Raw genomic sequence first — 22,821 nt, forward strand, 5'->3', positions numbered from 1 at the left:
ACAAGCACTTTTTATTCATTATTTATTTCGGTAATGGTTCTATTTTTTCTCTATGAGCCTTAATTAGCTCATTTATGCTCAAGACCTTTTCTCTGAAAATTTTATATCTATTAGATAAACCTACTTTTAGCTGGGTTCAATTCACATCGCCATCAACACTCCAGTTATCTCCATTTATAAAGCTCCTTTTAGAACCTTTAAGAGACCCTCAGGAATTAAACCGTATTGAGCTTGGATTACATGAGGCGCTTGTAAATGCAGTTAGGCATGGAAATTCATGCGATCCAACTAAAATGTTGCGAGTAAGGAGAATTATGACCCCAAACTGGTTTATTTTGCAAATCCAGGATCAAGGGGAAGGTTTACCTTCTTACTCAAGAATCAGTTCCTTACCAGCGCAAGTAGACGCTGAAAGTGGTAGAGGATTATTCCTGATTCATGAATGCTTTGATGATGTCAGGTGGAGTGCTAAAGGAAATAGATTACAAATTGCTTGTCGTCGATAACTTCGTTTAATGATTAGGACATCCAGGATCCTTTATCTCATGATTTAACCATTTCAAAGATTGGCTTATAAGCTCTTTAATATCCTCTTTTTCTCCTTCATTGATTAATTGTGATAGTGCAGCAACCAAAAGCTCAGCGGCCCTTTTTTCGTGATCAGATTTTTGCACATGCCAATCTCTGTTATTAATAGAAATGTCCTTATGAAGCCCTTTCAATAATTCTTTTGTTTGATTGCTCCATTTATTCGAATTTGATTTCATGGAATCTATATAGTGATTTTTTTGTATTGGTAATTAATTAATCCTTTAAAAGCTTTAAAAGGATTAATTAAAAATTATAAGCTTATCTGCTGTTTTTTAGATTAAAGGATTAAGTGTACTTTTTTAATATTTTTCTGGAGTAGGCTTGTATGCGGTCCAAACTCTAGTCATGAAATGAGATTGAGCACTTATATTTATAAATCCAGCATTTTTGAGCCTTTTATTTATATCATCATTAATATAATCCTTATAATATGGTTCGTGAAATACTTTGTGAAAATTATCCATTACAACTTTAAACTCCGGCGAGTCGGATAATTGAATGGAATCGGCTAGAACAAATACACCACCAGGTTCAATTAATCGAAAGCATTCGTTTATTACATTTTGCCTAGCTTTTGGGGGTAGCTCATGTAATAGAAAAACGCAGGTAATTCCATTCATTTCATTGCTTTTATAGTTCATTTCTTCCGCATTACCTTTCGCAAGTTGTACAATCTCTCCTTCCCTCCTGCTAAGGTATTTACTTGCTTGTTTTAGATAAGAACTAGAAAGATCTAAGCCAAATAGTTCTACTTCTGGTAAAGCACTCCTGATCTGTTGTAGTGTTCTACCTGTCCCAGTAGCAACATCAAGTACTTTTAATTCATCTTTATTTCTGTTATTAAAGAATTTAAGTCCGTTTATAAGTGGACTTAGAACTCTTCTGCGCATTGAATCAGCTGTTCCATTAAATAAAATTTCCACTTGTATGTCATATAGTTCTGCAGAATGTTTGCTTAAGTAACCATCAGTTTGATGATGAAAATTTTGTAAATAATAGTCAGGATATTGTTTGCGATTTATATTTTTAGGAATATCTCTAGTTTTACTTTCTTTGCGTCTATTCCAGGTCAATGGCATGTCTAGCCAGACAAGTGGGTATTTTTTTGCCCATTCAATCCAGGGTGCTTCGAAAAGTTGTGCTTTAGGGTAAATACCATTTTCCGCTTCTAGCCAATCTATTTCTTGAAGTGTATTCATGGACTTACGCAATTTATTAAAGACATCTGGACTTAGTGGAAAATCTGATGAATTTTTATCTTGCAAATACCTTTCCATTAGCTTTGTGCTTACACTCTTATGAGCTAAGCCGGCAATGCTTTTTCCTTGTTGAAGTGTGTGGTAAGCAATTTTCGCAAGACTTGGGCTAACCATAAAAAGGTTTTAGTTGACACTATTTCAACAGAAATATGAGTTTTTTGAGACAAATTAGTCAATTTACTAACAATTTCCAAGCTTTTTGGTGGATTTTTAGATTTGAATCTTAGTTTTTTCAATATTTCTCTTCAAGAAATTTAATTTAGAGTAAAAGAACTTTTGTATTTGAGAGATAACCTTTTATCTTTCTTTGATGCTTTCTTTGATGCTTTATTTGGTTAAAATTAACTAATACCTTGTTTACTATAAGTAGATATTTTATATGAATGAATAATTCTTTATATAGAACACTGCAACTTAAAACTTTTAAGTTGCAGTGTTCTATATGAAATTTAAATCCGAAAAGTTCGAAAATTATGCGTCGTAATACATGAAGAATTCATGTGGGTGAGGCCTTTGTCTCAATTGCTGGACTTCTTCGAATTTAAGAGAAATCCAGTTTTCTATAAAGTCGTCTGTAAAAACACCCCCCTCTTTTAAATAATCATTGTCAGCTTTTAAGGCATCAAGCGCATCATTCAAAGATGAAGGTACCGTTCTTATGCTTTCAAGTTCATCAGAGGGTAGTTCAAACAGATCTACATCAACTCCTTCGCCTGGATCAATTTGGTTTTTAATACCATCTATCCCTGCCATCATCATTGCTGAAAAAGCTAAATAAGGATTTGCTAAAGCATCTCCTGATCTGAATTCTAATCTTTTCGCTTTTGGACTAGGGCCAGTTAGAGGAATGCGAACAGCGGCAGATCTATTGCCTTGTGAGTAAACCAAATTAACAGGAGCTTCAAATCCAGGAACTAAACGTTTGTAACTATTAGTTGTTGGATTTGTAAAGGCTAAGAATGATGGAGCGTGCTTCAGAATCCCACCTATATACCATTTTGCAGTTTGAGAAAGGTTGGCATAAGTCCCTTCTCCAAAGAATAAGGGTTGGTCACCATTCCACAAACTTTGATGAACATGCATTCCAGTTCCGTTGTCATTGAAGACAGGCTTTGGCATAAAAGTTGCTGTTTTACCATATTTTTTAGCGATATTTCTCACAACATATTTGTATATCATTACGTTGTCTGCCGCATTAATTAAAGGCGCAAATTTCATCCCTAATTCATGCTGACTTGCTCCAGCAACTTCGTGGTGATGTTTCTCTATTGGAACACCTAATTCACCCATCAAAAGAAGCATCTCTGAGCGAATATCTTGAGCAGTATCATTAGGCGCTACAGGAAAATATCCTTCTTTATATTGAATTTTATAAGCAAGGTTTCCACCTTCTTCTTTCCTTCCAGTGTTCCAAGGCGCTTCAATAGTATCTACACTATAAGAAGATTCTCCTTCACTAGAGTTATATCGAACGTCGTCAAATAAGAAGAATTCTGGCTCTGGACCGAAGTAAGCCTTGTAAGCAAGGCTTGTACTAGACAAATAATCTAGGGCCTTTTGAGCTAGAGCTCTGGGACATCTTGCATAGGGTTCCCCACTTCTTGGTTCTTGTATTGAACAAATTAAGCTAAGTGTCTTGTGTTTATAAAATGGATCAATCCAAGAGGTATTTGGATCTGGGACCATTGCCATATCAGATTCATTAATTGCTTTCCAACCACGAATTGATGAGCCGTCAAAAGCTAGCCCTTCAGTAAAAGACTCATCCTCAAGCATCTCAGTAGTAATTGTTAGATGCTGCCACTTGCCATGCAAGTCTGTAAATTTAAGATCAACAAGTTCTATGCCTTCATCCTTGATTTGACGTAAGACGTCCTGAGATGATTTAACCATGGAGTTTTTTCTAAGTTTATTTCCTATATAGACCGTAATAAGGACGAGGGACTAGTTTTGTATCAATGGGTACTTTTTTAGGTCTGCGTTTAGATCTGGTGTAAAGAATTTCCAAAATTTATTGTAAGGCTATTGCAATACAAATAAAAATTTTCCGTAATTAGGCCTTTGCTGTTTAGGCTCGTATGTAGATAGAAAGATTAGATCTTGACGACAACTCCAATTTTGCCATCAGTAAATAATCTCCATAAAAAACTCTTTGGGCCTATTTCTGTTCCCGAAAGGCTTTTGTTGGGACCAGGCCCCTCTAATTCTCACCCTTCTGTTTTAGAAGCTTTATCTCTTAATCCAGTCGGTCATTTGGATCCTTTTTACATCTCTTTAATGGGAGAAGTTCAGGAATTGCTTCGATATGTTTGGCAAACAGATAATCGATTAACACTTCCTATGAGTGGGACTGGTAGTGCGGCTATGGAGGCCACAATCGCAAATGTAGTGGAGCCAGGAGATACTGTTTTAGTTGCAATCAAAGGATATTTTGGACATAGATTGGCTGATATGGCAGGAAGATATAGGGCAAACGTTCAAACTATTGAAAAACAGTGGGGAGAAGCTTTTTCATTGGATGAGATTGAAAGAGCATTAGTTAAATATAAGCCTGCTGTTTTCGGAATTGTTCATGCAGAAACTTCTACAGGTGTTTGTCAGCCGATGGAAGGCATTGGTGAACTCTGTCGAAAACATAATGCTCTCTTACTCTTAGACACAGTTACCTCTTTAGGAGGAGTTCCTTTATATCTTGATAAATGGAAAGTAGATCTAGCTTATAGCTGTAGTCAAAAAGGATTAAGTTGTCCTCCTGGTTTAGGACCTTTTACTATTAACTCTAGAGGTGAAGAAAAGTTAAGTCAAAGAAGTGGAAAGGTGCCAAATTGGTATTTGGATGTATCCCTTTTAAATAAATATTGGGGAAGTGATCGTGTGTATCACCATACAGCCCCAGTAAATATGAATTTTGGTATAAGAGAATCTCTTCGATTGATTGCGGAAGAGGGGTTAGAGAATTCGTGGAAACGTCATTTGGATAATGCAAATCTTCTTTGGAGTGGACTCCAGAGTCTTGGCTTGAAAATGCATGTCAATCCCGATTTGCGTTTAGCAACTCTGACAACTGTTTGTATCCCTTCTGGAGTTGACGGAAAGGCTTTTTCACTTCATTTATTGAATAATTTTGGTGTAGAAATAGGGGGTGGATTGGGAGATTTGGCTGGTATGGTATGGCGCATTGGACTAATGGGGTACAACTCAAAAAGGGAAAATGTTGAACGCATTCTTTCTTTGTTTGAATCTGAATTGCCAAAATTTAGATAGAATTATTTGCCCTTTTTCGTTTGAACCAATTCTTAATTTGATAACTTACTTCTTCCTCTAAAAAACCTCTTTGAATAATTATTTTGTGATGAGAACTAGGTTGTTTTGACAAATCTATAGTTCCTCCTAGCCCCCCCCTTTTAGTATCTGATGCCCCATATATAACCTGGCCTACTCTTGCTTGAATAAGAGCAGCTGAACACATAGTGCAAGGTTCTAGCGTAACAATTAAAGTGCAATCGTTAAGCCTCCAATCATTTTTTATCCAAGCAGCTTGTCTTATTGCTGCAATTTCAGCATGTCCCATGGGATCTGCTTCCCTAACCCTTCTGTTACCTCCATGTCCGATACATCTCCCTTTCTCATCTAAAACAACTGCTGTTACAGGTATCTCTCCTAGCGCACCAATATAATCAGCTCTTTTTATAAGAATAGTCATCCATTCTTTTATTTTGTTTTCATCTATATGTATTGGTTTTGACAAAGTTTTATAGAGCTGTTGGGTTCTGATTAAATAAGCTTAAGAAAGGGAGGCTAAGGAATAAAATTTTTAGGTTAACAACAGAAGTTTGTATAAACACATCATTCTCATTGGAACCTTTTGCCTCTCCAGATCAACTTGATAGTGAGTTGAGATCATTCTTAGATGATACTTGCAGTGAACTATGTAATTGGTTTGCGGCAACGGGCAAGTCTTCGCCTTTGCCTGTCTCAAAAAAAAATGTTGAGGTAGCACCTCTTTATGAGGGATTTTCAAGACAAGATTTATTAGAAGATCTCAAAATAATTATGGCAGGTGCTTATCGCCCTTCTCACCCAGGAGCTCTTGCTCATCTTGATCCGCCGCCTCTTACTTCGTCGATAGTTGCTGATCTTGTTTGTGCTGGATTAAATAATAATTTATTAGCCCATGAGCTTTCACCAAGCTTTAGCAAGTTGGAGCGCAACGTTTGTAAATGGATTGCAGATCAATTTGACTTTCCATCCTCGAGTGGAGGAGTGCTTGCGAGCGGTGGAACTATTAGTAATTTAATGGCTTTAGTTATAGCTCGTAAAAAAGCTGGACTACAGACTGATGCTAAAGCTGTAATTTTGGCAAGCTCAGATGCTCATATTTCACTCTTGAAATCTATTGGGGTTATGGGACTTTCTCGTGAATCATTTGTAAAAGTATCAACTAATAATGATGGTCAGATTTCAATTGACTCTTTGAGGATTGAATTAAATAAACTTCGAGAGAAAGGTCAGAAATGTTTTGCCGTGGTTGCTACAGCAGGTACCACTATTCGAGGAGCAATTGACCCTTTATTAGAGATGTCTCGATTTTGTAAGAGTGAGGGACTTTGGCTTCATGTAGATGGAGCTATTGGCGGAGTTTTTGGATTAGTTGACTCCACTTCTTCATTAGTAAAAGGAATATCTTTAGCAAACTCTCTTTCTATTAATCCCCAGAAACTTTTAGGAGTGGCGAAAACATCCTCATTATTACTAGTAGCAGATAGAGCTGATTTAATGTCTACGTTTGGAACTGAGATGCCATATATTGAGCCAAGTATCGGAGATGATTTCCATGGAGGAGAAGCAGGCCTTCAAGGAACAAGGCCTGCAGATGTCCTCAAGTTATGGATGGGTTTACGACAATTAGGAGAAAAAGGGATTGAATCTTTACTTCAGAACGCTATTGATAGACGAAGATACCTTCAAACTCTTATAGATGAATCTAACTTTGAAATTGCAAGTGGCCCTTTACATTTAATTGCTTTAACCCCTAAAAAACTTGATAAGGAACTTAGTTCTTCATGGTCTATCAAAACAAGAAAAGACCTTTTGGATAATAACTTTATGGTTTCTAGACCTCTTTATAAAGAGAGGTATTATTTGAAAATTGTTTTAGGTAATCCTCATACAAGTAAAACACACTTGAATGAGTTGTCAGAAATTTTAAATCAATCATTATTTAAGTAAGGTAGACCAAATGTCATTTCCTCGTAAAAAAATCCTAGCTCTTTTCACAGCCGGAATTTCAGTTCTTATTGGATTTGGCTATTTGCTGTTGATAACACTTTTAGATGCACGTGGCCCTATGCTTCCTCCCCCCCCCGAGGCCTTTGGTGCGGTGGTAGTTGTCGATTTAGATTATTTCTTAGGGGAGTAACAACTTTTCTTAACGCTAGATTTATAAAATTACTTAGAGTTTCTTCTCTCCGATTTAAATCATATTGATGTTGGACTACCTCTTGAATGCCTCCATCTCCCCAATCCTGATCTTGCTGGAAATATGTTATGAAACTTTCTCCTGCGACACGGGTAAGCCATGCTGCGGTAACACTTTGAATAGCTCTAGTAACAATAAAACCTGGTACATTCATCGATAGAGCTGAGGTTATTGCGCTTAGCCCACCCTGAACAATCCCTAATCCTGTAAGTGTTTTAGCCACAGACAAAGCCAAATCTTTTGCTCTTGCTCTTGTGATTTCGATACCATACACTTTTGCAATCTCAATTACCATTTGGGCATTAACTGCTGCTGCTCCTAATAGCTCTACTCCTGGTAGTGGAGTGATTGCAACTACGCCGCTACTTATCCAGCTATATTTATCAACTGATTTCCTTGCAGATAGTTCACGTTGTTTATTAAGTACGTTTTTGCCAATGTTTCCAAGGCTTTTGCATTGAAGAAGAATATTGTCTGAGAGAAGTTCTTCTCCTTCTTCATAAAGTACTTTAGCTAGACGCCTGACAAGGTTGTCAATCTCAGGTAGAGGCTGGATGGGACTTTTTCCTGGCTTTGGTATTGATTGAGGAGATGCAGTTGTAGCTATGATATCTTCTGATTTAATTAGTCCTTTAGTTCTTGCTCTAAGTATCGCAAGTAGTTGCTGTTCTTCTTTAATTCCTCGAAGATCAATTTTATTTAATACAAGAAAAAGTCTTTTCCCAACTTTTGAAAGATTATCAATAATCTCAAACTCTGCTTCTCTCAAATCAGTATCTATTACCACAATCATTAAGTCTGCTCTACTGGCTTTAATTAGAGCTTCTCTCTCTCTAAATCGGCCATTTTTACCTCCTTCAAGAATACCTGGCGTATCTGTTATTTGGATACCTCTTCTTAATCCTTTGAGCCTGAGTCTATAGGAATTGCTGTTAGTTGTTGATCCCATCGAAGGTCCTACATTACCTACTATTTCATTTAAAAGTGCTCTTATAAGAGATGTTTTTCCACTCGATCCTGTTCCGAATACGACTATATTTAAATCACCTCTAGAAAGCTCACTTTTAACACGGTCTCGTTCCTGCCTTAAACCTTCTATCTCAACTTTATTATGGATCCTTGCTATAAGCCTATCAATACTCTCGATACTTTTTATGGCAGCTTCTTTTTTTGTTTTAAGAAATAAATTTAGATGATTTCTTTTCCTGTTTGAGCCTGTAAAACTTAGTATTTTATTAATTATAGGAGACTTTAACTTTTTCGAGAAAATAAGAATAAGAATGGATGTAATAAATAATGTCTGAAGGTTTATTAGTCGTATTAGCGCTCCTATTATTCCTGCAATTACTAAAAAGAAAGGAAAACTAATTGCAATTAATATTATGAGTTTTTTTCTGGTCATCATAAATTATTTTTATTATTTAATTTTGGCATGCAAGTACCTGGTGAATTTAAGCTAAAAAATACTCTCTTCATTCTTTTTCTTTATAATGTCTACTAGAAAGAAAATCAAACCTATATTAATTGCAATATCAGCAAAATTAAAAATGGGGAAGTTGATAGGAACTATCTCAATGAAATCATTTACATAACCTAGTCTAAACCTATCTATACCATTACCTATCGTTCCTCCCAGGAGAAAACTCAAAGATGTTCCAAGCCATAACTCTACTAATTTGGAGCGCAATAGCCAAATAATTATCGACATAGTGAAAAACAGACTTATAAAGGAGAGGAAGGATGTTCTTTCACTAAGAATGCTGAAAGCAGCTCCTGTGTTTCTTGCAAGTCTTAGTTGGATTAAATTAGGTATGATTTTAATGATAAAATTTTCTTTGAGCAGATTGATTGCAAAATATTTGCTTAGTTGATCTATTAGCATTATGAAAAATGCCAATGTAATTAAGACTTTATGACTTATATAAGCTTTTTTCATTTGATAAATAATACTTTCTTGATAGAGATAGAGAATAGTGCAATTGCAGGACAAAGAATCAGTTGATGAAGGAAAGGTGAAAAACCATACAAAAATATAAGTTCAGTCATGCTTCCCCCCCAGAGCTGTAGGAGCCCTCCTAATATTAAATTAATTATGCCAGTAACATGAATTACTAATAAACCTACAATAGATATTTTTGTAAAAAAGATTAAAGGATTTTTCTTCTTACGCTGTGAGAGTTTACCAGTAATGAATGCTGCAGGAATGAATCCAACAAGATAACCAAATCCAGGCGTAATTACATATCCAATGCTGCCCCCACCCTGGAAAATTGGAAGGTAGAAAAGACCTATGGTTAGGTATGCGATAGATGATAGAACGGCTGTTCTGGGGCCGAGAACTATTCCACTTACTAAAACAGAGGGTATTTGTAATGAGCTTTTTAATGAAATAATATTAGCTAGAGAATTAACACTGGGGGCTAAGAACCCAGTTGGAACCATCGTTCCTATTAGGATCATCATAAGACCAAGTATTGCCCCACTTAAGATTCTTACGGCTCTCACAAATTAATTTCATATACAACTATGCTGCTGCATTTTTTAGATAAGCGCTACTTACATGAAAAAAGATATTTATTAAAAGTAGAGATTGCTTGACTTCCTATACTGGTGTTTGCTGATTCAGAAGCTTTTTTCGTCAATTGAAATTATGGATTTATTTATTGGAGCCAAAGTCTTTATAAAGTCATCGCTTCCTTATCTTAAAACCACTGATCCTATGCCCATGCTACGTCCCCCAGATCTTGTAACTGTTGAGGAGTTGGGGGAGGTGATTGGTTTAAGGGCAAAAGAGATTGCAGAAGTAAAATTCAGACGAGGTACATTTTTAATACCTTTTGAAAAACTATCTATGCAAGCACCAGTAAATCACAATGAATAGTTATCCCATTTTTGGGTAAGTTTTTTCAGGCTTTTCCTTGGTCCGCAAAGACTTAGCAGAGGCGTTGATAAGTATTTAGTTGCTACATTTAATAATTCATTACTTGTTATCGATTCAATAGCTTTAAGATTTAATTCATCTTGATTTATAGGTAGTTTCATTCCTAGTAAATAGGCTTTTCTTTCTGCGCGTTGGGATACGGTTTGAGTTGAGTGTGATATTTGACTACGATATTTAGTTTTAGCTAGTGAGATCTCTTCTTTTGATAGCAAATCTTGTTGAAGATCTCTCAATGCTTTTATAAGGAGATCAAGAGTTAGTAAAGATTTTTCTTCACTTGTTGAAGCATGTAGGACAAATGGAGATCCTATTTCCCTGGAGGGATTGTATACACCAACATCGTATGCTACACCGTGCTTTTCTCTTAATTCAAGAAATAATTTACTAGACATGCCTGAACTAAGATGACAATTGAGGAGTCGTAGGCAAAGGTTGTCTTTATTTGTATAACCAACTGTTGGTTGACCAATCATTAAAACAATTTGCGAGGTATTTGCAAAATTTAGACTTATCGTTGGACCTCCTTTATTCGGTTGGATGACGTTTGATAAGAAATTATCTTGCGAACTTAAATCACCTGAATCTTCTTTTGTTAGATCATTAAATGGCTCAATATACTGAATCTCTTCTGAAAGATTTTGGGGTAGTGCTCCAGAAATAACCAGAATTTTTTTTTCTTTATAGATAGATTTTGATAGCGTGATTAGATCGTCTTTATTTATGTTTTTAATATCTTCAATTTCTCCAAGAGGATCATGTCCATATGGACCATTGCCATAAGCAATACGTCTCCAACCATCATATGCAATATAAAAGGGATTCTCTCGTTGTCTGTTTAATGCATGAATAGAAAGATCTTTCTCTAAATTTATATGATCTGCGTTTAAATGAGGATCTTTTATCATCCATCCCAATATCGGAAAAAGCTTATGAGCGTCACTACCCATACATTTCAAGCTAATTAAAATACCATCTTCGTATGTTTCGCAATGTAATCCTGCTCCACATCCTTCAACTATATCTCCTAAGGCTTTATCGTTATATGGTCCGCATCCCCTACTCAGTAATGAACTTAGTAATTGATGTGCTCCTTTTCGCCCTGAGGGATCATCACGACTACCTCCACTAATCCATAGTTTTGCGGCAAGAACACCTGGTGAATTATGAGGATCGAAGTATGTTTTTAATGTTCTCATGTTTTTTATTTTTTTGGATTTGCTATGAGAATTGATGCTTTATCTGGATGTAAATTATAAAAGATTTCGTTTTTGAGGTTTTCTGCTGACCAGTAATTAATGAGTTCTAAAGGTGCTAATAAGGGTTGATGCCGACCCCAAAGAAATTGTGATCCAATGCATGAGGAAACATTGCGGCTTGTCTCGAGTGAAAAACAAAGACTATTTTTAACAAGTTGGTGGGCACGTTTAATTTCTTCTGACTGAGCAGGATTATTTATATATTCGTTTAGTATTAAAAAAATCTCTTTCTTTACTTTTTCAATTTCTTTTTTTTGACAAGAAGCCTCAAGAGTGATTATTCCCCCCTCTTCAAGTGAAGTTATATCCATGTCTATCGACTCCACAATCTTAAGATTTTCACGTAAATGTTCAACCAAACGGCTACGACGCCCTTCCGCAAGTAAAGAAGTAGCAATATCAAATCCCATGATTAGAGATTGATCCTGGGCAGGTGGACTAGGCCAAGCCATAATCAAACGTGATATCCCAAGTCGATCTACATTTATTTCTTTGGTTACTTTTTTGAAAACAAGAGGCGTTTTTTTCTTTTGTTTAGGATCTATTGATGAATTCTTCTCTTGTTTTGAGAGATTTGATTTATTGAATAAGCTTTTGATTTCATCTGGGACATTTCCTGCTATTGAGATTACGCAATTAGTAGATTTATAAAGCCTTTCATGAAATGATTTCATATCAACGTTAGAAAGTTCATTCAGACTTTTTTGGAAACCTAAAATAGGACGCCCGTAAGGATGATTGATCCAACAAATTTCTAATAACTTTTGAAATATTTGCTCATCAGGTTGATCATTATGTTGAGCAATTTCCTCTAAAACAACCTTTCTTTCCATTCTAAACGCATTTGGTTCTATAGCTGGGTAAAGAACTAACTCAATTAAAAGATTAAGTGCAGGTTTTATCTTTTCTGATGGTACTAGTACGTAGAAGTGGACGTCATCAAATCCAGTTGCAGCATTACTACTTCCACCTAGAGCCTCAATTTTTCTATCGAATTCACCTTCTTTTAGATTCTTCCCACCTTTGAAAATCATGTGTTCAAGGAAGTGAGCAATACCCTCTTCCCCTGGCCTTTCGTATGAACTACCAGCTTTGATCCAAAGATCAATACATGTCAAAGGTGTGTCAGGCATATGGGCGATGACACAAGAGATATTGTTCTGAAGAGAACAAACTTTAAGACTTGGTTCTAAGATTGAGTTTGTCAGTGTCTCTTGTCAAAGATTTACTCCCTTTATACTCTCTGTTGTGCTTCTTTCTTCATATATTAGTGGAAAAGGTCTTCATCCACTTTTAGAATCAACTGCTGATTTAATAAGGAAATCTAGAGATAGCCTCGATCAAGTGGCTTTATTGGATTTAGATCCAGAATTACGAAATGTTTATAAGAAAGTTGATGGAGATGACTTGTTTATTTTTAATGAATTACATCAGGCGAGAGGCTTTAGGAAGCTTCATTTGGAATTAGCAAGAATTGGTTCGAACTTGCAAATACTTCATTGTGTATTTTTCCCGGACCCCAGATTTAATCTGCCTATTTTTGGAGTGGATCTTGTATCAGCTAACGGTATTGTGACAGCTGCAATTGTTGATCTGTCTCCCGTTGGAAAGTGTTTACCTGATCCGATAATACAAAAGATGGCTTTAATTGATATGCCTGAATTCAAATCAATAAGAGCTATACCTGAATGGGGAACTATATTTTCTTCAAATGTATGTTTTATCAAGCCCGAATCTTCAATGGAAGAAAAAAATTTCTTAAAGCTGGTTCATAATTATTTGGGTTCTTTAATTTCTTACTCTTTTCTTGTTGAGCCTGATTCTTTGCATTCTCCAACTACGATTGAAAGATATAACTATCAGAAGACCTATTGCATACAACAGAAGAGAAATGACAAAACCAGGAATGTCCTTGCCAAAACGTTCAGTCCGACTTGGGCTGATCGCTATATAGATATAGTTTTATTCGAATGTTCTCCACTTCCAAAAGAATAAATTTTTTGAAATCATTTTTGGTCTCATCATTCGGCTTGTTTGTTGTATTGGGTTTAACAGGCTGCCTAAAAGAAACGCAACAGGCTTCGTCTTTAAAGGAAGAAATAGTTAAACCTGTTGAATCTGTAGCAGCATTGGGTCAACTTTCTCCTTATGGGGAAGTTAGACGACTAGCTGCCCCTTTAAGTAGTTTCGGTGGTACACCTAGAGTCTCTAAGCTTTTAATTAAAGAAGGAGATGTCGTTACTCAAGGACAGATATTGGCTGTGTTTGATAGTCAACCAAAGATCATTTCTGACCTTTCATCAAAACAAGTTAGATATAAAACACTTACTAAAAATATTTCTTATCAGTTAAAAGATATCTCTCGTTATCAGCAAGCGGCACTAAAGGGTGCTTTCCCAATTGCCTTGCTTGAAGAGAAAAAAGATGAACTTTTAAAATTAGAAGGACAAAGAGATGAGATACTTGCTGAAATTACTGGTTTAAAGTCAGAACTTAGAGACAGCCAATTGTTAAGTCCAATTGATGGAATGATACTTAAAGTAAATACTCGTGTTGGAGAGAGACCAGGACTTGAAGGCGTTCTAGAAGTTGGAGCAAGCCAATTAATGCAAGCATTGGTTGAAGTTTATGAATCTGATATTTCAAGAATTAGAGTTGGTCAGTCTGTGTCATTAATCAGCGAAAATGGAGGCTTTGACGAGATTCTTTTAGGGACTGTTGAAAGAATTAGTCCTCAAGTAAGACAAAGAAAGGTTTTATCAACAGATCCAACTGGAGATGCTGATGCAAGGGTTGTTGAAGTCAGGGTAAAACTCCTTCCTAATTATATTAAATCTGTTAGTCATTTAACAGGAATCAAAGTTATTGCAAAATTTAAACCAGAGTGAACATTAATTTTTGGACTTCTCGGCAAATACCTCTTTCTTGGTTGTTATTGACAAGACAGCCTTTGAGACTTTTTGTTGCTATCGCTGGAATTTGTTTTGCTGGAATTTTGATGTTTATGCAATTGGGGTTTAGAGATGGTCTGTTTGACACAAGTGTGACTGTTCACAAGCTTTTTGATGCAGATATTGTCTTAATTAGCCCCAGGTCTAAGAGTTCTATAAGTATGAGTGGTTTTCCAAGGAGAAGGCTCATTCAAGCGATGGCACATAAAGATGTATTAGGAACAACTCCCGTTAACTGGACGTTTGTTTTATGGAGAAATCCTAAAACACTTTCTACGAGATCAATACTTGCTCTTGGCTTTGAGCCAACAGACCCTTTGTTAAAAGAGGAAGGATTCAACGCTAAGGCTAAAACTCTTACAAATGTTGGCAGAGTTTTATTTGATGAGCTTTCTAGAGATGAGTTTGGTCCTATACCTCAATGGTTTCGTTCTGGACGTCCAGTTGAGACTGAAGTTGCTGGTAAGCGAGTACGAGTCTCTGGTCTTGTTAAACTTGGCCCTTCCTTTGGCGCTGATGGAAATCTCTTAACTAGCAGAGAAACTTTTTTGAAATTATTACCGAACACTCCTTCTGGAAGTATTGAAATAGGGCTTGTAAGATTAATCAATAAAGCGGATCCCGTTAAAGTTGCGAAATCCCTTCAGTTAAGTCTTCCAAGGGATGTAAAGGTTTTGACTCAAAAAGAATTTATTGAGTTTGAAAAAAATTATTGGAGAAATAGTACTTCTATAGGATTTATTTTTTCACTTGGAGCAGCAATGGGATTTGTTGTTGGATGCGTAATTGTTTATCAAATTCTATATAGCGATGTAAGTGATCATTTAGCAGAATATGCAACATTAATGGCTATGGGATACAAATTAAAAACTTTGTTAGGAGTGGTAGCCAGAGAAGGAATTTTGCTTTCAATAATGGGATATTTGCCGGCATATATATCTGGTCAAGGGCTTTATTCGCTTGTAAGAAGTTCTACTAAATTGCCTGTAGTGATGACTTTTGAAAGAGCATCACTTGTTTTGATCCTCATTTTATTTATGTGCATGGGATCTGCTCTTGTTGCTATGCGACGTCTTTCGGATGCTGATCCTGCCGAAATTTTCTAATGAGAGCACACTATGAATTTTGTTTTTTGTTAATTTGATTTCTGATTCTGAATTAACTGTTGAAATAAATTCTCTTTGTCATTGGTTTGGCAAAGGGACAATGAGGCGACAGGTCCTCCAATCTGTTTCTATGAAAATTGCACCAGGAGAAGTTGTATTGCTAACTGGACCCTCTGGTTGTGGCAAAACCACGTTGCTTACCCTTATCGGTGCTCTTAGACAAATTGAGAAAGGAGAGTTAAATGTTTTAGGGAAACAATTGCATAGTGCGAGTAGAAATAGCAGGCAGTTGATTAGAAGAAAGATTGGGATGATTTTCCAAGGTCATAATTTACTTCGTTGTCTTACTGCTGAGCAGAATGTTCAGATGGGATCTGACTTGTTAGAGGGTTTTTCATACCGGGCTCGAAGAGATCAAGCGCGTGAGTGGCTGAGGGCTGTTGGATTAAGTGATCATATGAGTAAGCTTCCCCACAATCTTTCAGGTGGACAAAAACAAAGAGTCGCTATCGCTAGAGCCTTAGCAGCGAGACCAAGACTTCTTTTGGCCGATGAGCCCACCTCTGCTCTTGATAGCAGTACTGGTAGAGAAATTGTTGATTTACTAAAAAAATTAGCATTAGAGCAATCTTGCTCAGTCCTTATGGTCACTCATGACCCAAGGATATTAGATATTGCAGATCGAGTGTTAAAAATGGAAGATGGCAGATTAATGTCCTCGATTGAGTAAGTTGGGTAGATATAGTTTTTAGGACTTTTTGACGAATGGCTAAAAGAAGAAACCTTAAGAAGGAAAAACAAGAGAGAAATCGTGCTTATGCAAGGAGATTTAAGAAGCGTAAGTTGAGAAATGATGGTCGTGGAGAAGGTGCAGGAAATGGGGTTACTGGTACTGCTAATAATGGAGGAGCAGCAGACTGACTTCTAAAATGAGTTTTTTTAAAAGAAAAAATACTTTTTATGGTGTTATTTAATGTTTATAAGTGTTATTATTCCCACTTATAATCGGAAGCTTATTCTTGAGAAGTGTCTAAATGCTCTCGAGAAACAAATCATAATACCTGAAATAAAAGAGTATGAAATCGTAGTTATAGACGATGGTTCAACTGATGGGACGATTCCTTGGTTAAAAAAGAGTGGTAAATTATTTCCTCATCTTCGACTTTTAGAGCAGGAACATAGAGGTCCCGCAGAAGCTCGAAATCTTGGAGTATTAAATAGTTTTGGTGATTTAATAATATTTATAGATAGCGACTTGGTAGTTACTGAATTGTTTTTAAGTTCTCATGTTAAATCTTTAATAAGCACTTGGAATAGACGGAAGGACCGTCTTTGTTTCACCTATGGATCTGTTATAAATACTTCAAATTTAGAATTCCCAACATCAGAGCCTTATAAGTTATCAGATCTTTCTTGGGCTTATTTTGCTACTGGAAATGTAGCGATTGATAAAAACGTTCTCTTAAAATCGGGCCTTTTTGATACCTCTTTCCATCTTTATGGATGGGAGGATTTGGAGCTGGGGGAAAGACTACGCCAAATGGGAGTTCAACTTGTTCAATGCCCAAAGGCAATTGGTTATCATTGGCATCCTGCATTGACTTTAGAGAAAATCCCAGATCTTATAAGGGTTGAAAAGGAGAGGTCAAAAATGGCATTGGTTTTTTATCGAAAACACCCGACTTTAAGAGTTCGCTTTATTATCCAATACACTTTTATTCATAGACTGCTATGGGAAAGTCTGACACTAGGTGGCTTGATTAATGAGAAAACACTTCGCCCTCTTATAGCTGTTCTTATTCGTAGAGGTAATTCAAATTTAGCAATGAATATTTTAAGAATTCCTTTAAATCTTATTGGGGTTAGGGCTATTTATAGAGAAGCTAAGTCTATTCACCATAATTGAGCATTCTATTTGATAAATTATATAAGTAAACAAAAAACACACACTTGACTGTTTCGGGTGATTATTGACTCTAAGTCGTATTGATCTTGTCAAGTGGAGGCCAACTCGAAACTAAGAACAAATTATGGCTGTTGTAACTCTCTCAGAGATGATGGAGGCTGGTGCACATTTTGGCCACCAGACGAGAAGATGGAATCCAAAGATGTCTCGTTACATCTATTGCGCTCGAAATGGAGTGCACATTATTGATCTAGTAAAGACTGCAGTATGTATGAATAGTGCATACAAGTGGACTAGATCTGCGGCAAGAGGAGGGAAAAGATTTCTTTTTGTTGGTACTAAAAAACAAGCATCTGAAGTAATTGCTCAAGAAGCTATGAGATGCGGAGCTGCCTATGTGAATCAACGCTGGCTTGGTGGAATGCTCACTAACTGGACCACAATGAAGGCTCGTATTGACCGATTAAAAGATCTAGAAAGAATGGAATCCAGTGGAGCAATTGCAATGAGACCTAAGAAAGAGGGGGCTGTATTGAGACGAGAATTAGAAAGACTTCGTAAATATCTTGGAGGCTTAAAAAATATGAAAAGATTACCGGATGTTGTTGTTCTTGTCGATCAGCGAAGAGAAACTAATGCTGTCTTAGAAGCGAGAAAGCTTGATATTCCTTTGATTTCGATGCTTGATACTAATTGTGATCCTGATCTGTGTGAAGTACCAATTCCTTGTAATGATGATGCTGTTCGCTCAGTTCAATTAATTCTTGGACGATTGGCAGACGCTATCAACGAAGGCCGTCATGGCTCTAATGATAAAGGTGGTTCTGATGGAGGCAGAAGATAGCATCTATCGCTAAATTTTTTAAGTTTATAAGTCTTTAATTTATAGTTCACTTAGTAATCTTTATTAACTCCAATCTCTTTTTAAAATGGTTGCAATAACAGCGAAACTCGTCAAGGACCTGCGCGATAAAACAGGTGCAGGAATGATGGATTGCAAGAAAGCTCTAGCAGAAACTTCTGGTGATGTTGAAAAAGCAATTCAATGGTTAAGACAAAAAGGCATAGCTAGCGCTGAAAAGAAATCTGGTAGAGTTGCCGCTGAAGGAGCAGTTGGAAGTTACATTCATACAGGCTCTAGAGTAGGAGTTTTGCTTGAGTTGAATTGTGAGACTGATTTTGTTGCTCGCGGAGAAAAATTTCAAGGTCTTTTGAAGGATCTGGCTATGCAAGTAGCAGCTTGCCCTAATGTTGAATATGTAAGCGTTGATGATATACCAGATGATATAGCTGATAAAGAAAAATCAATAGAAATGGGGAGAGATGACCTGTCTGGCAAGCCAGAGCAAATTAAGGAAAAGATTGTTGAGGGCAGAATTGGGAAAAGATTAAAAGAACTTGCATTATTAGAACAGCCTTTTATCCGAGATAGCTCTTCAAGTGTTGGCGAACTTGTTAAAGAAGTAGCAGGTCAAATAGGAGAGAATATTAAAGTTCGTCGTTTTACTAGATATACTTTAGGAGAGGGTATTGATGTCGAAGAGGCAGACTTTGCATCAGAAGTGGCATCTATGACTGATATTAAAAATTGAATTTACCAAAAGATAATTCTTCAAAATATAAACCTGAGAAGCAGCTTGAGCTTTTAAGACTGCAGTGTAAAGAACTGTCTCCAGAACTATATAAACTTAATGCTTTATATCTTAAATTAATTCGTTCAATTTTACCTAATGCGGTGCGCCAGTCAGTTTTCTTGCTTATAACTGATCAAGGTAAATATCAAATGGAATCTTCAACCTTAAACTCTAAAAATGTATATTTGAATAAAATTGATACACTTATCTCAAGCAATCTATCATTATTGACAATTGAGCATTTAATGAATGTTTCAGAAGAATTAGAAAAAGAGAATGAAGAAAAAATCAAGCAAAATCAAAAGGCAATTCTATCTGAATTTGATCTAAATAATGTTTCATCTAATGCTAGCTCTAGGACCATTTCTGAATCGATAGAAATACCTTCTAACCCTCCCCTTGAATTTCCAGAAAGGATATACGAGTCATTTTTTAAAAATGATCTTCAGATAGAAGAGAATGTTTCATTTCCTAATTTAAAAAATAATACTCATAAATTAAGTTCTGAATTAGACAGAAGAAAAGAATCTTCCAAGAATGAAGGGCAATTCAAAATTAAACGTTTAAATGATAATAATGGCCTGGCTGGTTTGAGGAGAATCTTTCAGATAGCTGGAGATACCATGCTCTTTAAAAAAAATAATGATCAAAATAATGAAAGTAGAAGAATAGAGGAAGTTAATAATGGAAATGATTCAATAACAGAATCACCAACAGCCAAAGCTGGATTTTTACCTGAAGATCCTTATGAGCTTTATAAATGGATGAATTCATTGGAGTTATCTTTGATTAGAATTCTTAGAGATTTATCAAATTCAATAAATATAGAGCTGCTATCTGGTGGGTTTATAAATAATTTAATACCTGTCAGTATTCTCGATTCAGCGGTTGCTGGGCAGATTCATTCGCAAAACGCCCCATCTAATTTATTAAGGATATATGTTCCGATTAATAGTGCTCTTTCTGATCAAGCTATAGATATTACTTGTGTTTTGATACGGCCTTCTGAGCTTGAATTTGACAATCACAGACTAAGAAAATGTAAGTCCTTGCTTAATCAACAAAGGCACCTTTTACTCAAAATGATAAAACAGCATAGCCATTGGCAAAATCGCTTGCTGGCTAATGAAGTAAGTCAACAATGGTTGAAGAAACCCCTAAATTCCAACAATCCAACCACAACAAAGGGCTGACTGATAAAGAGGTCGGATTATTTCAAGCATGGACTCGTCTACTTCAAAAGGCTTTGACCTTAGAGGTTGAAAATGATTTCAAAAATCTTCAAGGTAGAAATGAATTATTCAATGCGTTTATTTCAAGGCAATTAAAAGCTTTCCCTGCATTTTTGTCAAAAGACTCTATTGCGCGATTACAAGAATTTGAAAAAGGATTCAATGGCTACCCATCTTTGCCAGAACCTCGGAAACGTAGACTAGTCATTGACTTAAGACATCAACTCCATAGGTTGTTAAAAAAATATGACTATGAGCCAAAGACTACTTCTATTAACTTAAAAATAAGGAATCCACACTCGTTTGAAAAGAATGTAAGCAATACTCCTGAGAACGTACTAAATCTAGACAGTGAAATAATAGATATTCATGGAATCGGTGAGAAACGAGCACAAAAACTTTGTGCATTAGGTCTTTATCTTGTTAGAGATATTTTTCTTCATTATCCAAGGGATTATGTCGATTATTCATCTCTTCGTAAAATTCGAGAATTAGAGGTTGGTGATACTGCAACAATCGTTGCCACTGTAAGAAAATGCAATTCTTTCGTGAGTCCACGTAATAAGAACCTCTCAATACTTGATATACAGCTTCAAGATATTTCTGGACGTATAAAAGTCACACGGTTTTTTGCAGGTCGTCGATTCAGTAATAGAAGTTATTTGAAATCTCAGGAACAGTTATATCCTGTCGGCTCTAGAGTTGCTGTAAGTGGCTTAGTAAAAGAGGGTCCCTATGGAAAAAGCTTTAATGATCCTATTATAGAGGTCTTAGAAAGTACTTCTTCTGAAATTAAATCAAAGACAATTGGACGTTTAATTCCTATCTATTCATTATCAGAAGGGATTACTTCTGAATATTTTCGTGAAATTATTTATAAGATTTTACCCTTATCCAATTCTTGGATTGATCCTGTTCCGAGTGAAATAATTAGATCAATTTCATTGCCGATTAAGTCCAAAGCATTAATTGATATACATTGTCCTACAGATCAGGAGGCACTTGACAAAGCTAGAAGAAGACTTGTATTTGATGAATTTTTTGCTTTGCAACTTAGTTTGTTACTTAGACGTTCAAAATTAAAAAATCGGCCGTCTCCGTATTTACCTGCAACATGTTCGAGAGACGGTTTGCCTTCCCTTTTTCTTAACTCATTGCCCTTTGCTTTAACTAAGTCTCAGCAAAGAGTTCTGGTTGATATCGAGCGAGATTTAAGTAAATTCGAACCTATGTCTCGGCTTTTGCAAGGCGATGTAGGTAGCGGTAAAACGATTGTTGCCGTAGCAGCATTATTAAGAGTTATACAGGGTGGATGTCAAGGAGCATTAATGGCTCCTACCGAAGTCCTAGCGGAACAACATTATAGAAACTTATGCAAATGGCTACCTCAATTACATGTAAATGTAGAACTCTTAACTGGATCAACTACTCGTAAACATCGCCGTCAAATATTGGATGATTTGGCAGCAGGAACTTTACAGTTACTCGTAGGTACACATGCACTGTTAGAAGACCCTGTTACGTTCGCAAGATTAGGACTTGTTGTTGTAGATGAACAACATCGCTTTGGTGTACGACAGCGCAATCTATTATTAGATAAGGGATTGCAGCCACATCTCTTAACTATGACTGCGACCCCGATACCAAGAACTTTAGCCCTTTCCCTTCATGGTGACCTTGATGTAAGTCAAATAGATGAATTACCTCCAGGTCGAACCCCTGTTGATACTCAATTATATTCGCGAGGAGAAATTGACGATGTCTATAAGTTAATCAGAAATGAGGTAACACTTGGGCATCAGGCATATGTTGTTTTACCTTTAGTTGATGACTCTCAAAAGTTACAATTACGTTCGGCTATTAAAGTTCACGAGGAATTAGAAAAAGATATTTTCCCTGATCTTCAAGTCGGACTACTACACGGAAGAATGTCAGGTAGTGATAAGCAAGAGATTATCAGGAAATTTATCTCTAGGGAGTTTGATATACTTGTCTCTACGACTGTTGTCGAAGTTGGTGTAGACATTCCTAATGCAACTGTAATGGTAATAGACAATGCTGATCGGTTTGGTCTATCTCAATTGCATCAATTAAGAGGACGTGTTGGTCGTGGAGCCTCAAAATCTTTTTGTTTACTTATTTATGATGGAAAACAACAGAGTTCTAAGCATAGGCTTGAAGTTCTAGTAAGTTCAAATGATGGGTTTGAAATTTCTGAAATTGATTTAAGATTAAGAGGGCCTGGTCAGGTACTAGGAACAAAGCAATCAGGGCTTCCTGATTTTGCTCTGGCGAGTTTAATTACTGATGCTGATATTCTTGAATTAGCTCGTCAGAAAGCAACGGACTTATTAGTAATAGATCCTGAATTAAGAAAGCACGCTTTTCTGAGTTCTTGGATTAAGAATCAATTTCATGTCTCAAGTATTAACTCACACTTGAATTAAGAATGATTCCTTAACACTC

At 36.2% G+C, this 22,821-nt stretch carries 23 protein-coding genes; 14 read left to right on the forward strand and 9 right to left on the reverse strand.

Annotated elements, in window-relative coordinates; translation table 11 throughout:
• The first annotated feature begins 74 nt into the window (after window positions 1–74).
• On the forward strand, window positions 75–506 hold the full coding sequence (locus SOI85_RS00875) for an ATP-binding protein (protein WP_320664348.1): 432 nt from the start codon (window positions 75–77) through the stop codon (window positions 504–506).
• 6 nt (window positions 507–512) lie between these two features.
• Here SOI85_RS00875 and SOI85_RS00880 read toward each other — a convergent pair whose 3' ends face one another.
• From SOI85_RS00880 to glnA, 3 genes are all read right to left on the reverse strand, one after another.
• Complete coding sequence (locus tag SOI85_RS00880) at window positions 513–767, reverse strand: DUF6439 family protein (protein ID WP_320664349.1); 255 nt, start codon at window positions 765–767, stop codon at window positions 513–515.
• Window positions 768–890: 123 nt separating this feature from the next.
• Window positions 891–1,964, reverse strand: coding sequence for a class I SAM-dependent methyltransferase (locus tag SOI85_RS00885; RefSeq protein WP_320664350.1), 1,074 nt, complete (start codon window positions 1,962–1,964; stop codon window positions 891–893).
• 357 nt (window positions 1,965–2,321) lie between these two features.
• Window positions 2,322–3,743, reverse strand: a complete 1,422-nt coding sequence (gene glnA, locus SOI85_RS00890) for a type I glutamate--ammonia ligase (protein WP_320664351.1) — start codon at window positions 3,741–3,743, stop codon at window positions 2,322–2,324.
• Between the two features lie 207 nt (window positions 3,744–3,950).
• Here glnA and SOI85_RS00895 point away from each other — a divergent pair, with 207 nt between their 5' ends.
• Complete coding sequence (locus tag SOI85_RS00895) at window positions 3,951–5,114, forward strand: pyridoxal-phosphate-dependent aminotransferase family protein (protein WP_414477795.1); 1,164 nt, start codon at window positions 3,951–3,953, stop codon at window positions 5,112–5,114.
• Here the strand turns inward: SOI85_RS00895 and SOI85_RS00900 are convergent.
• Entirely contained in the window at window positions 5,107–5,598 is a 492-nt protein-coding gene (locus SOI85_RS00900; RefSeq protein WP_320664352.1) for a nucleoside deaminase, read from the reverse strand. The genes SOI85_RS00895 and SOI85_RS00900 overlap by 8 nt on opposite strands.
• 107 nt (window positions 5,599–5,705) lie before the next feature.
• Here SOI85_RS00900 and SOI85_RS00905 point away from each other — a divergent pair, with 107 nt between their 5' ends.
• A complete protein-coding gene (locus SOI85_RS00905) occupies window positions 5,706–7,079 on the forward strand; it encodes a pyridoxal phosphate-dependent decarboxylase family protein (protein ID WP_320664353.1) in 1,374 nt (457 codons plus the stop codon).
• Window positions 7,080–7,195: 116 nt separating this feature from the next.
• On the opposite strand, the gene SOI85_RS00910 is transcribed toward SOI85_RS00905, so the two are convergent.
• The 3 genes from SOI85_RS00910 to SOI85_RS00920 are packed head-to-tail and all read right to left on the reverse strand — an operon-like array spanning window position 7,196 to window position 9,834.
• Entirely contained in the window at window positions 7,196–8,734 is a 1,539-nt protein-coding gene (locus tag SOI85_RS00910) for a GTP-binding protein (protein ID WP_320664354.1), read from the reverse strand.
• A gap of 51 nt (window positions 8,735–8,785) precedes the next feature.
• The gene (gene lspA / locus SOI85_RS00915) at window positions 8,786–9,265 is read right to left on the reverse strand and encodes a signal peptidase II (RefSeq protein ID WP_320664355.1); all 480 of its coding nucleotides are present in this window, start codon (window positions 9,263–9,265) and stop codon (window positions 8,786–8,788) included.
• On the reverse strand, window positions 9,262–9,834 hold the full coding sequence (locus tag SOI85_RS00920; protein WP_320664356.1) for a biotin transporter BioY: 573 nt from the start codon (window positions 9,832–9,834) through the stop codon (window positions 9,262–9,264). The genes lspA and SOI85_RS00920 overlap by 4 nt, the downstream gene beginning before the upstream one ends.
• A gap of 145 nt (window positions 9,835–9,979) precedes the next feature.
• On the opposite strand from SOI85_RS00920, the gene SOI85_RS00925 reads away from it, so the two are divergent.
• Window positions 9,980–10,210: an NAD(P)H dehydrogenase assembly family protein gene (locus tag SOI85_RS00925; protein WP_320664357.1), complete on the forward strand. Its 231-nt coding sequence runs from the start codon at window positions 9,980–9,982 to the stop codon at window positions 10,208–10,210.
• Here SOI85_RS00925 and SOI85_RS00930 read toward each other — a convergent pair.
• Window positions 10,198–11,466 (reverse strand): pitrilysin family protein, encoded by a 1,269-nt coding sequence (locus SOI85_RS00930; protein WP_320664358.1) that lies wholly within the window; start codon window positions 11,464–11,466, stop codon window positions 10,198–10,200. The genes SOI85_RS00925 and SOI85_RS00930 overlap by 13 nt on opposite strands.
• A gap of 5 nt (window positions 11,467–11,471) precedes the next feature.
• The gene (locus tag SOI85_RS00935) at window positions 11,472–12,659 is read right to left on the reverse strand and encodes a pitrilysin family protein (protein WP_320664359.1); all 1,188 of its coding nucleotides are present in this window, start codon (window positions 12,657–12,659) and stop codon (window positions 11,472–11,474) included.
• Between the two features lie 115 nt (window positions 12,660–12,774).
• Here SOI85_RS00935 and SOI85_RS00940 point away from each other — a divergent pair, with 115 nt between their 5' ends.
• From SOI85_RS00940 to recG, 10 genes are all read left to right on the forward strand, one after another.
• Entirely contained in the window at window positions 12,775–13,521 is a 747-nt protein-coding gene (locus tag SOI85_RS00940; protein ID WP_320664360.1) for a phycocyanobilin:ferredoxin oxidoreductase, read from the forward strand.
• Between the two features lie 5 nt (window positions 13,522–13,526).
• A complete protein-coding gene (locus tag SOI85_RS00945) occupies window positions 13,527–14,414 on the forward strand; it encodes an HlyD family efflux transporter periplasmic adaptor subunit (RefSeq protein ID WP_320664361.1) in 888 nt (295 codons plus the stop codon).
• Window positions 14,411–15,583 (forward strand): ABC transporter permease DevC, encoded by a 1,173-nt coding sequence (gene devC / locus SOI85_RS00950; RefSeq protein ID WP_320664362.1) that lies wholly within the window; start codon window positions 14,411–14,413, stop codon window positions 15,581–15,583. The genes SOI85_RS00945 and devC overlap by 4 nt, the downstream gene beginning before the upstream one ends.
• Before the next feature lie 37 nt (window positions 15,584–15,620).
• Window positions 15,621–16,313, forward strand: a complete 693-nt coding sequence (locus tag SOI85_RS00955) for a DevA family ABC transporter ATP-binding protein (protein WP_320665092.1) — start codon at window positions 15,621–15,623, stop codon at window positions 16,311–16,313.
• Between the two features lie 35 nt (window positions 16,314–16,348).
• Window positions 16,349–16,504, forward strand: coding sequence for a hypothetical protein (locus SOI85_RS00960; RefSeq protein WP_150882534.1), 156 nt, complete (start codon window positions 16,349–16,351; stop codon window positions 16,502–16,504).
• A 52-nt stretch (window positions 16,505–16,556) separates the two neighbouring features.
• A complete protein-coding gene (locus SOI85_RS00965; protein WP_320664363.1) occupies window positions 16,557–17,489 on the forward strand; it encodes a glycosyltransferase family 2 protein in 933 nt (310 codons plus the stop codon).
• Between the two features lie 124 nt (window positions 17,490–17,613).
• Window positions 17,614–18,333: a 30S ribosomal protein S2 gene (gene rpsB, locus SOI85_RS00970; protein WP_320664364.1), complete on the forward strand. Its 720-nt coding sequence runs from the start codon at window positions 17,614–17,616 to the stop codon at window positions 18,331–18,333.
• Between the two features lie 85 nt (window positions 18,334–18,418).
• The gene (gene tsf / locus SOI85_RS00975; RefSeq protein WP_320664365.1) at window positions 18,419–19,081 is read left to right on the forward strand and encodes a translation elongation factor Ts; all 663 of its coding nucleotides are present in this window, start codon (window positions 18,419–18,421) and stop codon (window positions 19,079–19,081) included.
• On the forward strand, window positions 19,078–20,316 hold the full coding sequence (locus SOI85_RS00980) for a hypothetical protein (RefSeq protein WP_320664366.1): 1,239 nt from the start codon (window positions 19,078–19,080) through the stop codon (window positions 20,314–20,316). Before tsf ends, SOI85_RS00980 begins: the two co-directional genes overlap by 4 nt.
• The gene (gene recG / locus SOI85_RS00985; RefSeq protein WP_320664367.1) at window positions 20,265–22,802 is read left to right on the forward strand and encodes an ATP-dependent DNA helicase RecG; all 2,538 of its coding nucleotides are present in this window, start codon (window positions 20,265–20,267) and stop codon (window positions 22,800–22,802) included. The genes SOI85_RS00980 and recG overlap by 52 nt, the downstream gene beginning before the upstream one ends.
• Window positions 22,803–22,821: the final 19 nt, after the last annotated feature.

The organism is Prochlorococcus sp. MIT 1223, from assembly GCF_034092465.1.
In the GTDB taxonomy this organism is placed as follows: domain Bacteria; phylum Cyanobacteriota; class Cyanobacteriia; order PCC-6307; family Cyanobiaceae; genus AG-402-N21.